At 59.0% G+C, this 12,513-nt stretch carries 12 protein-coding genes; 7 read left to right on the top strand and 5 right to left on the bottom strand.

Going from position 1 to position 12,513, the window contains the following annotated elements:
- Positions 1-9 precede the first annotated feature (9 nt).
- Together AB6803_RS29680 and AB6803_RS29675 are read right to left on the bottom strand one after the other, a co-directional pair.
- Positions 10-609: a histidine phosphatase family protein gene (locus AB6803_RS29680; protein ID WP_371112239.1), complete on the bottom strand. Its 600-nt coding sequence runs from the start codon at positions 607-609 to the stop codon at positions 10-12.
- A complete protein-coding gene (locus AB6803_RS29675) occupies positions 606-1,709 on the bottom strand; it encodes an inositol-3-phosphate synthase (RefSeq protein WP_371112238.1) in 1,104 nt (367 codons plus the stop codon). The genes AB6803_RS29680 and AB6803_RS29675 overlap by 4 nt, the downstream gene beginning before the upstream one ends.
- 142 nt (positions 1,710-1,851) lie before the next feature.
- On the opposite strand from AB6803_RS29675, the gene AB6803_RS29670 reads away from it, so the two are divergent.
- Positions 1,852-3,597 carry a hypothetical protein gene (locus AB6803_RS29670; RefSeq protein ID WP_371112237.1) on the top strand — a complete coding sequence of 582 codons (1,746 nt, stop codon included), beginning with the start codon at positions 1,852-1,854 and terminating at the stop codon, positions 3,595-3,597.
- Here AB6803_RS29670 and AB6803_RS29665 read toward each other — a convergent pair.
- On the bottom strand, positions 3,583-3,750 hold the full coding sequence (locus AB6803_RS29665; RefSeq protein ID WP_371112236.1) for a hypothetical protein: 168 nt from the start codon (positions 3,748-3,750) through the stop codon (positions 3,583-3,585). The two genes, AB6803_RS29670 and AB6803_RS29665, sit on opposite strands and share 15 nt — an antisense overlap.
- A gap of 467 nt (positions 3,751-4,217) precedes the next feature.
- On the opposite strand from AB6803_RS29665, the gene AB6803_RS29660 reads away from it, so the two are divergent.
- From AB6803_RS29660 to AB6803_RS29635, 6 genes are all read left to right on the top strand, one after another.
- Positions 4,218-6,638 (top strand): membrane-bound PQQ-dependent dehydrogenase, glucose/quinate/shikimate family, encoded by a 2,421-nt coding sequence (locus tag AB6803_RS29660; RefSeq protein ID WP_371112235.1) that lies wholly within the window; start codon positions 4,218-4,220, stop codon positions 6,636-6,638.
- A gap of 63 nt (positions 6,639-6,701) precedes the next feature.
- On the top strand, positions 6,702-6,977 hold the full coding sequence (locus AB6803_RS29655; RefSeq protein WP_371112234.1) for a hypothetical protein: 276 nt from the start codon (positions 6,702-6,704) through the stop codon (positions 6,975-6,977).
- Positions 6,978-7,105: 128 nt separating this feature from the next.
- Positions 7,106-7,288 (top strand): hypothetical protein, encoded by a 183-nt coding sequence (locus tag AB6803_RS29650; RefSeq protein ID WP_371112233.1) that lies wholly within the window; start codon positions 7,106-7,108, stop codon positions 7,286-7,288.
- A gap of 9 nt (positions 7,289-7,297) precedes the next feature.
- A complete protein-coding gene (locus tag AB6803_RS29645) occupies positions 7,298-7,495 on the top strand; it encodes a hypothetical protein (protein WP_371112232.1) in 198 nt (65 codons plus the stop codon).
- 334 nt (positions 7,496-7,829) lie between these two features.
- Positions 7,830-9,470 (top strand): alpha-amylase family protein, encoded by a 1,641-nt coding sequence (locus AB6803_RS29640; RefSeq protein WP_371112231.1) that lies wholly within the window; start codon positions 7,830-7,832, stop codon positions 9,468-9,470.
- Complete coding sequence (locus tag AB6803_RS29635) at positions 9,471-10,436, top strand: TIGR03885 family FMN-dependent LLM class oxidoreductase (protein ID WP_371112230.1); 966 nt, start codon at positions 9,471-9,473, stop codon at positions 10,434-10,436.
- A 50-nt stretch (positions 10,437-10,486) separates the two neighbouring features.
- Here AB6803_RS29635 and AB6803_RS29630 read toward each other — a convergent pair whose 3' ends face one another.
- Entirely contained in the window at positions 10,487-10,696 is a 210-nt protein-coding gene (locus tag AB6803_RS29630) for a hypothetical protein (protein ID WP_371112229.1), read from the bottom strand.
- 86 nt (positions 10,697-10,782) lie between these two features.
- Complete coding sequence (locus AB6803_RS29625) at positions 10,783-12,489, bottom strand: alpha-glucosidase (protein ID WP_371112228.1); 1,707 nt, start codon at positions 12,487-12,489, stop codon at positions 10,783-10,785.
- Positions 12,490-12,513 lie beyond the last annotated feature (24 nt).

Genomic DNA, 12,513 nt, shown 5'->3' with positions numbered 1-12,513 from the left:
GTTAAAGGATCATGGGTTCATTTCATTGAGCGTGATGATTTTCGCGCCCCAATCGCCGATTGCCATAGTGGTGATGGAGGCAGGTGCGATGTCGAATTTCGGCCATGCGTCGATGGGTAATCCGAGGACATGGCAGACCGCCGCCTTGAGAACGTCGCCGTGCGATACCAGCGCCAATCTCTTGCCGCTGCCGGCATTCGAGAGGGTTTCGATCAACCCCAGCACCCGTCGCTGCACGTCGAGCATGATTTCGCCGCCGGGCGTGCGGGTAAGACTGCGCACGTCGTTCCACCGCCGCCATTGCGGGTCGCCGTTCAGGATATCGAATGTCTTTCCCGCCCATTCGCCGAAATTCACCTCATCGAGCGCGTCGGCAATTCGCGGCGGCCCAAGCCCGCAAGCCGCCGCGATGGCGGCCGCTGTTTCCCGCGTGCGCTCGCGAGGGCTTGTATAAATTGCTCCGATCTCTTCGCGCTTCATCCGTTGCCCCAGGCGATCGGCTTGCGCCCGCCCCGCCTGACCAAGCGCAATGCCCTCCATGCGGCCGGCAAGAAAGCGCCCGACATCGTCGTGGGCGGCATGACGCACAAGAAAGAAGGTAACGGTCATTCCGCTGCTCCGCGCAGAACATCCTCCCGATCATCGATGAAAGCCTGCGTGCGCTGGCGGGCTTCATGATCGGTGAATTGTTGCGGCGGCGATTTCATGAAATAGCTGGACGGGCCGACCAATGGACCACCGATACCGCGGTCAAGCGCCAGTTTTGCGCAGCGTATCGCATCGATGACGACACCGGCCGAATTGGGCGAATCCCACACTTCCAGCTTGAGCTCCGCATTAAGCGGCACACCGCCGAATGTCGTCCCTTCCAGTCGTATGTAGGCCCATTTTCGGTCCGTCAGCCATGGCACATGATCGCTGGGGCCGACATGGATATCCTGAGCGGGAAGAGGAATATCGAGCTGGCTGGTCACCGATTGCGTTTTGGAGATCTTTTTCGATTCCAACCGTTCCCGTTCAAGCATGTTCAGGAAATCCGTGTTGCCTCCGAAGTTCAGCTGATAAGTTCGGTTGATCCTCACGCCGCGTTCGCGAAACAGATTGACGAGCATGCGGTGGACGATCGTCGCACCCACCTGGCTCTTGATGTCGTCGCCGATGATGGGCAGGCCGCGCTCGGCAAACCTTTGCTGCCATTCGTCTTTTGAGGCGATGAATACGGGAATGCAGTTGATGAAGGCGCAGCCGGCGGCGAGTGCCTGTTCGGCGTACCACTTCGTGGCCTCCTCCGAGCCGACCGGGAGATAGGACACTAGCACATCCGTGCGCGTCCGGCGCAGGATGTCCGCAACGTCCGCGACCGGTTCCTCCGATAGCTGAATTTCGTCTTCCAGATATTTTCCTATTCCGTCGAGCGTTTTGCCGCGATGCACCTTGGCGCCGGTCGCCGCGACATCCGCGAAGCGCATGGTGTTGTTGGGCGCGGCATAGATCGCTTCGGCGACATCGTGCCCCACTTTAGAGGCTGCGACATCGAAGGCGGCGGATATTTTGACATCGCGGACGTGATAGCCGCCGAGGTCGATGTTCATGAGGCCTGGAACGGGCTCGTTATCCTGGACGTCTCGATAATAGGTCAAACCTTGAACAAGGGACGACGCACAGTTGCCGACACCTATAAGGCCGACGCGGATTGATTGCGAGTGCATATCTATCTCCAGCATCTACAAAGCCGCCCCCGAACAAACCGGGGTGAGATCTGTTCCCGAAAAAATTCTCATCGGGGTCCGGCCATGGATCGCTGGCTTCTTTTATGCGTTCGGTATGCTGATGGTGACAAGGACTTCGACAATGCTGGTCTATGGAGATATCGCACGTATCGAGGATTCCGTTTCCGCCCGCAGCCGGATTGCCGAGGGCATGTCGGCCTGCCTGGCGTTGCCGTCGGGGCGGCGGCGGCATGAATTGCTGGTTCGGACCTTCATCGCAACGGGTGAGCTGGTCCAGGGACTGGCCGACCGCGAATTCGAGCAACGGGCCGTCGACGACGTCTCCGATGTCCAGACTGCCGGCGCCAGGCTTTTGCTTGCGCAGGCACAGGCGATGTTGCGGTCGTGGCAAGAAAATTTCGCCGGCGATCTGACATTTCCCGCGGATTATCCGCTTCTGCTCGAACGCCTCGACAGCCGGGATCCTATACGGATGAAACGCGCGGAGGGCTATGCCTTCTATGCTCTATATCCGGAGAGTTATCTTGAAGCGGCCTTGCGGTCGGAGCTGCCGCCTGGAACGGTTGTACTTGGCCTTCGCAGCATCGGCGTGAGCTTGGCTGCCCTGGTTGCGGCCGCCCTTGGCGCTGGACCAGCCTATTCCCTCCGGCCGACCGGCCATCCGTTTTGCCGCCATCTCCGGCTCGGCCAGGCACTTGGCGAACGCATCCTAGCAGACCGCGACGCGGATTTTGCGATCGTCGACGAAGGTCCCGGATTGTCCGGAAGCTCGTTTGGCTGTGTTGCCGATTGGCTGCAAGCCAATGGCGTCGCTTCCGAACGTCTTCACTTTTTCCCAAGCCACGCAGGCGGTCCCGGGGCATACGCCAGCGATGCGCATCGCCGGCGCTGGAAACAGCGGCAGACCCATGTCGTCGATGTTCGTGATCTCATCATCGATACGCCAAAAGAAGCTCGCCGGCTGCAAACATGGGCGAGCGAACTCGTGAGTGCTCGCGGTCCGTCATGGCGGGACCTTTCCGGCGGCGGCTGGCGTGCCCTTCGGTATGGCGGTCCGAAGCGCTGGCCGCCCAGCTACAGGCAACAGGAAAAGCTGAAATTCCTGATGTGTGAAGGGGATAGACGCTGGCTTGTCAAATTTGCCGGGCTTTGCGAGAGCGGAATGGAGAAAGGACGAAGAGCAGCCTTGTTGGGCGAAGCGGGGTTCACGCCGCCAGTTGCCGGTAGCTGTTACGGCTTTACCGTCGAGCAATGGATCGAGGGGCGACCAATCGAGGCTAATGCGGCCAGAGAGTGGATAGTCGGCGGCGTCGGCCGTTATCTCGGCTTTCGCGCCCGCAACCTTCCTGCACGGCAGGGAGGCGCGTCGCTCAGTGAGCTCTGCCACATGGCCGTCAACAATGTTGGGGAGGCGCTTGGACCCGAAACGGCGGCACAATTCGAGCGCTTGATCGGCCGTCGGCATCATTCTGGACCGCGCCTGCGCCGCATTGATACCGACAATCGGCTTCACGCTTGGGAATGGCTGATGGGCGACGACGGCCGCCTCCTGAAGACGGATGCCGTCGATCACAATGCCGCGCACGATTTGATCGGCTGTCAGGACGTCGCCTGGGATGTGGCGGGCGCCTGCGTGGAATTCGATCTGTCTGTCGCGGAGCAGACCCAACTTGCTGAGATCGTTGCACGAGAGGCGGATTGCGACCTGCGCGAAGACGTGCTCACTATCTTTGAAGGCTGCTATCTGGGCTTTCAGATCGGTTTGTGGTCAGGGGCGGCGACCGGTTCTTCCGACCCCGAAACGCCGCGGATCGAGAAGACCGTAAGGCGCTATGCGGACCGCTTGCAAGGGCTACTCCGTCACTGATGTGTGATCTTGCGAAATCGGCAGCGATGCGGTCGATGGGGCTTCTTCCTGCTCCTGGTTTTCCAACGGACGAGAATAGCCGACGGCGCTTCTAATAAGCCTGATGGACTGGATGCCGACACCTCTGAGCTCCAGCAGTTGCTCATCCGTCATGGCCGCCGCCTCGCTGGCCCGCGTGATCCCATTATCGGCCAGGGAACGGACGACCCATCGCGGAAGAGCGCTTGCAGCCAAAAGGCCTGCATGGTTTTCCGAACTGTCCGGCCTCGTGTTCCCACCCGATTGCATCGGCAACGTTCCGTGGTTTACGTCTTGAAGTCGCACCAAACACCGTAGCTTCCCGAGGGTTCCCGCCATCATGCGAAATCATCGCTTGAGCGCAGGAAGGCTACCACTTACATCTTGCGCATGGTGGCGAATCTCGGCCGACCCAGATGGCGGTGACACGTCTCCCTCGTGAAATGCGTGTATCAGCGTGCTCGCATGGCGTGCCCATGAATTATCAAACTCACGAGTAAACGGTGCCGGTTCCCGTCATGACATGCGGCTAAAACACCCCTGGACAGGAACAATTGATGCCCTAGCTCGATATAGATGGATCATTCAATCCGAGGATCGTCATGTTGCGTTTCTCTACTTCATTATCTCCCCTGATCACTGGCATCGTCGTCATTCTACTCGGGATTGCGATAGGGGGGCTTGGCGGGTGGCTGATCTTTCTCGGGGGAACGCGATACTACGCGGCTGCTGGTCTACTTTTAATCTTGAGCGGTGGTCTGCTGCTGCTCCGCCGACGTGGTGGAGCATCGGTCTATGCCATCCTGCTGATCGTCACTGTCGCGTGGTCGCTGTACGAAGCTGGCCTGGATGGATGGGCGCTTATCCCACGTTTGATTGCCCCAGCCGTGCTCGGACTTTGGATCTGGTCCCCTTGGGTGATGGGAAAACTGCGGTCGGCATCGAGCGGACAGTCGGCCTTGGCAGACAAGTGGTCCTGGCTTGCAATGGCGGCCTGTGCGGCCATCATTATCTTCGTTTTCGCGGCGGGGTTCCGGATCAGCAATGTCCGGCAGGTGCAATTTGGCGATCCCTCTGGATGGCAGGGGGTCGCAGCCGGCAAGGATGAGCTCGTTCCCGACGACAGCTGGTTCTTCTACGGCCGCACACCAGCCGGCGATCGCTTCTCGCCGTTGATACAAATCACGCCGGGCAATGTCAAAAAGCTGGAGCAGGTCTGGTCTTTTTCGACCGGCGATCTGCCCGAAAGTGGCGAGAATTCCCATGGGCGCGAATTCAGTTTCGAGGCAACGCCGATCAAAGTCGGGGACGGGCTTTATTTCTGTACGCCGCATCGTGAAGTCGTGGCGCTCGATGCCACGACGGGTGCGGTGAATTGGAGGTATGATCCGGCCGGCGACATGTCCCACAATGTCTATCAGGCCTGCCGTGGCGTCGCTTACTATGACGCACCCAACGCCACGGCAGTCTGCAAGCATAGGATAGTGTCGACGGCTTCGGACCTGCCGCGCCTGTTCGAGCTTGATGCGGCTACCGGCAAGCTTTGCCTAGACTTCGGCAATGGCGGCATGGTCGATCTGCGAGAGCACATGGGGCCGGTGCCTCCGGGGTTCCATTTCATTTCCTCGCCGCCTTTGGTGCTTAATGACCGCATTCTGCTCGGCGGCTGGATCTACGACAATCAAAGTGTCGGCGAGCCGTCCGGAGTCGTTCGGGCGTTCGACGCGATGACGGGTAAGCTTGCCTGGTCGTGGGACATGGGACGAACGCCGGCGAACAAGCCGCTCGGCGCCGATGAGATCTATACGAGGGGCACGCCGAATGGCTGGGGCGTCTACACGGCCGATCCAAAGCTCAATCTCGTCTTCGTGCCTCTTGGCAATCCGACACCGGATTATTACGGAGCCAAGAGGCGAGGGTTCGATGACGCCTATTCCAGCTCGTTGGTCGCGCTGGACCTGACGACCGGCGCGGAAAGATGGCATTTTCAGCCAGTGCATCATGATCTCTGGGATTTCGATTTGCCGGCCGGCCCGTCGCTCGTGGATCTGCCAGGAGAAAACGGTGCCACCGTGCCGGGGCTTGTTCAGACGACGAAGCAGGGCCAGATCTTTCTTCTCGACCGGCGTGACGGTCATCCGCTGGCCAATGTCGAGGAAAGGCCAGTTCCTCGGGGCGATGTTCCGGGAGAGCGCTATTCCCCGACGCAACCTTTCTCGACCGGTATGCCGGCCCTGAACGCGCCGAAACTAAAGGAGACGGATCTCTGGGGTGCGACGCCGATCGATCAGCTGCTATGCCGCATTGCATTTCACCGGATGCGCGACGACGGGCTGTTCACGCCGCCGGGTCTCAAGCCGACCGTCGGATGGCCGGCGTTTGATGGCGTGTCGGACTGGTATGGTGCAACCATCGATCCGGAGCGGAAAATCATGTACATCAACACGACCTACATGCCGTTCTTGCTCCAGATGATGCCTTATCAAACAGCTCTCGATAAGGGACTCTTCCAGCCATGGGGCGGATGGAGCGAGCCTTATCCTCAGCCCGATTTTCAGAACAACCCGCAGCACGGCACGCCATATTCGATCGTCGTCAAGCCTTGGCTGAACGCAATCGGCATTCCCTGCACCCGCCCGCCATGGGGCAAGATGCAGGCAATCGACCTGCTGACGCGCAAGCTGGTCTGGGAAAGACCGGTCGGAACCACGCGCGACATGGGACCATTCGGTCTGCGCGCGCCGATCGGCCTACCAACCGGCACCTTCAGCATGGGCGGCAGCATCGCGACACGCAGCGGTCTTGTCATCATGGCGGCAACGACGGACCAATATATCCGCGCATTCGACGGAAAAACCGGCAAGACGCTCTGGGAGTTTCACCTGCCGGCCGGCGGAAACGCGACGCCGCTCACCTATCTTGGAAAGGATGGCCGGCAGTATGTGGTGATCGCTGCCGGCGGCCATGGAGGCATCCAGTCCCGCAATGGCGACCAGATCATCGCCTTTGCCCTTCCGAAATGAAGCCGGCTATCAAAATCTTGGTCCGACTCCTTACAGACGGATCTTAGAGACGGATCGTTCTTCGTGAAGCCGGATGCCGGCGCGGCGCGGGCCGGTGTCTGCCGCTTGTTCTGGAACATTATCGACAAGACGCGGTTTGATGGAAGGCCAGATGAATCTGCTCATGAGACCTTGCAAGGAGGGGAAATGGACCGTCAGCCCCAAGCCGGCCGCCGCATGATGATTTTCGTCGTCGCGATCTTTGTCATCGCATGCTGTCTCGCCGCGTATTTCGCGATCAGCATTCATCCTGGCGAGCCAGAGCCTGGAGGAGGCGGCGGCGCATCTCAGAACCCATAACGGCGGCAGACCGACAGCGAGGTCGTGGAACATCGCGTCCGAGGTCCAGTTAGCAAGGGAATGAGACCATTCAGCCAGGCCGTCCGTCCATGCAGACTATCCGCAGCCTATTGAATGAGGAGGAAACGATGAATAGCAAACCACCACCCGTACCGCCACAAAACCGAACTGACAAAGGAACGGGAGATCATTCGAGGACATCGATGTCGGACCCGCACAAGTCCGACACGTCCGTTAATTCGGACAAGAAGGGTCAGCAAGGAAACAGCAAGATCAACACGACCCATCAAGGCAACCAGCAGGACCGATAGGAGGAATCCATGTCCACGTCCACCAAGACGCCGGCAAGTATCCGTCAAGGGGGCCCGGGAGCATCGCATGAGAATGCCAAGGAGCCCTTGAAGATACCGAAGCCACCGGCTGAACCCGACCGCCGTCGTCGCAGCAAAGTATCAGGCGGCGGCGGCGAGCGCGACAGCCATCATAGCCACAATCCCAACAGCAAGGGCAGCGGTTGACGGAAACCGATGCCGTGGAGACCGAAATGAGACCTGCCCAATCAGACCATCGAAGGCTGGTCGCAACAGAGGCGGGAGGCCGCATCTCTGCCCGTGAACCAGTTGGAAAGCCGGTGGCGCCTCCTCCTCATAATCTCTCATCCTGATAGCTCTCCATGTCCGCGCCGCCGCTCATATTGGCGACGCTGCCGGATGAACGACCCTGAGCGGTCCGATGACAGGTCTCCAGCTCCCACGACAGGAACAAAAAGCTTTGTAGATGGTTTCCAATGCGGGGATGGTGCGGCCGAAAGCGGCCGGAGAGACGGATACCGAATTTCCGAAAGGAACCCGCATGCCCCAACTGAATATCCCGTGGTACACCGAAGCCGTCATCTACGGCATCGACGTTCAGCGCTTCGCGGATGGCAATGACGACGGCATTGGTGATTTCATCGGGCTGAGGCGGCGGCTGCCATATCTGAATGATCTCGGCATCACATGTATCTGGCTTCTGCCTTTCTACGGCAGTCCGGACCGCGACAATGGCTACGATGTCAGCGATTTCTACGCTATCAATCCGAAAGTCGGGACGCGGGCCGATTTCCTTGATTTCTTGCACAGCGCCGGCGAACATGGCATCCGGGTCATCATCGATCTCGTTGTCAACCATACGTCCAACGAGCATCCGTGGTTCGAGGCGGCGCGGCGCGACAATCACACCCGCTATCGGGATTATTATGTCTGGAGCCCCGATCCGCCTCCCGTCGAAGTCGGCGCCATTTCGATCTTTTCCGATGAGGAGCCCAAGGTCTGGACTTATGACGAAGTCGCAAGGGCCTATTACTTTCACAAATTCTACCATTTTCAACCTGAACTCAATATTGCAAATCCGCAGGTTCGGGAGGAGATCGAGCGCGTCATCGACTATTGGCTCGCTTTCGGCATCAGTGGTTTCCGTGTAGACGCCGCGCCGCTGATCATCGGCGACAATGGCCTCGAACGGGCCAATCCGCGCGATCCTCACGGCGTCTTGAGAGACTTCGGCGGATATTTGCAGAAGCGCCGGCCAGGCGGGGTTCTGCTCGGCGAGGTCAATCTCGCGCCACAAGCGATGGCACGTTATTTCGGCGAGGGCGAACAACTCGGTTTGCTCTTCAATTTCATGCTCGCCTGCTACATCTTCGCAGCCATGGCAAAAGAGGAGGCTGCTCCGATCCATGAAGCATTGAGCCTGCTGCCGGAGCCGCCGCCTTTCTGCGGTTGGGCAAATTTTCTCAGAAATCTCGATGATCTCGATCTTTCGCAGGTGCCGCCAGAGGTCAGGGAGCAAGTCTATCAGGCTTTCGCGCCCGAAGAGGAAATGAAGATATTCGGACGCGGAATCCGCCGGCGGCTGGCGCCGATGATGAACGGAGATCAGAGACGGGTCGAGTTGGCATTCAGCATCATCATATCGCTGCGCGGCCCTCCGCTTCTGGTGTACGGCGACGAGATCGGGCTTGGGGAGGATCTCTCCCAACCCGGCCGCAACGCCGTGCGCGTTCCCATGCAGTGGTCGCGGGAAAAGAATGGCGGCTTCTCAAAGGCGGATGCGAGCGATCTCATCCAGCCGCCGGTCGCCAAAGGTCCTTTTTCCTATAAGCACGTCAATGTCGAGGAGCAGCAGAAAAATCCGGATTCCCTTTATAATCACACCAAGCGATTGATAGCCCTGCGACGAAAGAATCCGATCTTCAGCAGCGGCCGCTTTGTCCGTCTCAGCGCCAATGATCCGGCGATTTCAGTCCACGGCTTTGAGGACGCAGGCACCGCACTTCTCATCATTCATAATCTTTCCAGCCGCGAGATCAACGCGGAGGCGGAATTGGATGCCGTCTGCGGCAAGATCCTTGTCGATCTGATCACTGGTACCGAATACGAAGCATCGACGATATTCCGCTTCAAGATCGCGCCCTATGGATATTTGTGGCTAAGTTCGGAAAAGGAAGGCTGAATGGTTCTTATCGGCTATCACGCGTCCCATGAGCAGTTCGCACCGCGCGAGCTGATCGACCATGTCCGGCTTGCCGAGCAGGCCGGCTTCGGCGGCGTTATGTCGTCGGATCATTTCGCGCCCTGGAGCAAGCGGCAAGGGCAGTCGGGCTTTGCCTGGACGTGGCTCGGTGCGGCGATGCAGGCGACGACATTGCCGTTCGGGCTCATCACGGTACCATCGGGTTGGCGCTATCATCCCGCCATAACGGCCCAGGCCTCGGCCACACTGGCGCAGCTGTTCCCCGGACGATTTCCGTGGATGGCGGTCGGAAGCGGTCAGGCCTTGAACGAACACGTCGTGGGTGCCCCCTGGCCCGACAAGAGTGGAAGAAATGCGCGGCTTCTGGCAGGCGTGGAGATAATGCGGGCGCTCTGGGCGGGCGAGACGATCGACAGGTCGGAACCGATCAAGATCGACGATACCAAGCTTTACACGCTGCCCGATGAACCGCCCCGGATAATCGCCGGCGCTCTCTCGGTGGAGACGGCGCGATGGGCGGGAAGCTGGGCCGATGGGCTGATCACCGTCAGTCAAGCCCGCGAGAAGCTCGGCGACATCGTCGAGGCCTTTCGTCTCGGCGGCGGTCAAGGAAAGCCGCTTTACCTGCAGGTTCATATTTCCCATGCATCCAGCTATGATATCGCCTTGGCCAATGCTTTCGACCAGTGGCGGAACAACGCCGTGACGGCTGACATGGCCGAGACGCTACGCACGCCGCAGGAGTTCGATAACGCATGCAGTGCCGTCCGTCCGGAGGATATGCATCAGCATGTGCGGATTTCCTCCGATATCGGCCGGCACGTCGCGTGGCTCGAGGAGGATGCGGCGATGGGCTTCGAGCAGATATACGTCCACAATGTCGGCAGAAATCAGCGCGAATTCATCGAAAGCTTCGGCAATGACGTCCTGCCGGCGTTCCGCTGACACATTTTGCCGAGCTTCCCGGCATACGGAACCGCCGGGGTGGCTCATCGTCAGGTCACATTGATCGAGGGCAGAAACGACATTACCTCGTTGCGCCGTCTTTGGCTTAAACTCTCTATGTTCTGTTGCCAGAATGTTTCGGCTTCTGGCGGATCCGCCTCCCAGCTTTCAGTCGAAAGAATATTGTCGTCCATCACAAGAAGTCTTCGACCGCCGAGCCGAAGATATTCGTTTGCGAGTTCCTGAGCTTTATTCATCATGCTGGTGCTCCTCGATCCAGGCTCTGCAAGATGTCAATCATTCACCGGGCGTTCGGTTCCACATGGATGTGGCGACATGCGCGCGATCACGCGTCCGATCCGGTTTTCTCGGTTAAAGCAGCGGCTGCGACCTTCCTGGCGGTCTCGACGGTGTGAAGGATGGCGAGCGCTTCGTATTGCTTGAGTTCAATTTCCCGTTCCAGCCGGCTAATCGACTGGTAATTGGCGATCAGGCATCGGCCCTCCACTTGCAACTCCTCGGGAAGTGGCAGCGTTACGGTATCAGCGGAAAAATTCGCAAGCACGATCACACATTGGTCGTCCAATGTTCTTGTGTAAGCGAAGACTTGCGGATGCTGATCGAAATAGGACTGATAAGTGCCGTAGACGATGACCGGATGCGTGCCGCGCAGCGCGATCAGCCGCCGGTAATAGCTCCAGATGGAGCGATCGTCATCCATGCTTTGCGCGGCGTTGATGCGGCTGAAATTTGGGTTTGTCTGTATCCAGGGAACGCCGGTGGTGAAGCCGCCGTGTGGCGCGGTGCTCCATTGCATGGGGGTTCGCGCATTGTCGCGGGCATTCTGATTGGCGGCCGAGATGAATTCGTCGGAAGAAAGCCCCGCCTCGATATGCAGTCGATGCATATTGAGCGTTTCGATATCTCTGTATTGGTCGAGGGAGGAGAAGGTGGCGTTTGTCATGCCGATTTCTTCGCCTTGGTAGATGAACGGCGTGCCTTTCAGGAAATGCAGCGCGGTTGCGAGCATCGTCGCGGATTCCCGATGATAGCCCGTGGCATCGCCATAGGCCGAAACGGCGCGCGGCAGATCGTGATTGCCCCAGAAGAGGGAATTCCACCCGTCATCCGACAGTGCATACTGCCACTTACCGAGGACCGATTTCAAATTAGCGAGGTCGAACGGCTTTGGCCGCCATTTTCCATAGATCTTGTCCCATCGCTGGATGACGTGTTCGAACTGAAAGATCATCGAGAGTTCCTGGCGTTCCGCGCCCGAATAAAGCAGCGCCGAGCCCGGCGTGGCGCTCCAGGCCTCGCCGACCGTCACGACATCGCGGCCTTTCAGCGTTTCCCGATGCATCTCCTGCAGATAGTCGTGAAGGCATGGGCCGTCGGCGGTGATCTTCCTGTCGACATCCTTGGCAATGCGGTCGATGACATCCATGCGGAAGCCGGCAATGCCGCGGTCGAGCCACCAGTTCATCATCTTGTAGATTTCATGCCGGACGTTCGGATTGTCCCAGTTAAGATCGGGCTGACGGTGCGAGAACTGATGGAAATAATATTGCCCGGTCGCCGCCTCGAACGTCCAGGCCGGTCCTCCAAACACCGACAGAAGGTCATTCGGCAGACTGTCATTTTCGGTGGGAGAGCGCCAGATATAGAAGTCACGATAAGGGCTGTCCCTGGACGTTCGGGCGTCGAGGAACCACGGATGTTCATCGGACGTGTGATTGACGACCAGATCGAGAATGATGCCGATGTCACGTTTACGGGCTTCCGCCAGAAGCTCGTCGAAATCGGCAAGCGTTCCGAATTCCGGCGCTATATCCTGATAATCCGAGATATCGTAGCCGTTGTCGTCCATCGGCGACTTGTAGATCGGCGACAGCCAGATCAGTCCGATCCCCAGCGCGCGGAGATAGTCGAGCCGGGAGGTTATGCCCGGAATGTCGCCGATGCCGTCCCCGTTGCTATCGAAAAAGCTGCGCGGGTAGATCTGATAAGCGGTCTTGTCGTGCCACCATTTGCCGGCTGGTTTGGCGGTCATGTGAGCCTCTCAAGCTACGGCGGC

Origin of the sequence: Rhizobium sp. RCC_161_2 (genome assembly GCF_041355235.1) — a bacterium.
GTDB lineage: Bacteria > Pseudomonadota > Alphaproteobacteria > Rhizobiales > Rhizobiaceae > Rhizobium.
This window is presented reverse-complemented; position numbering and strand designations above follow the sequence as displayed.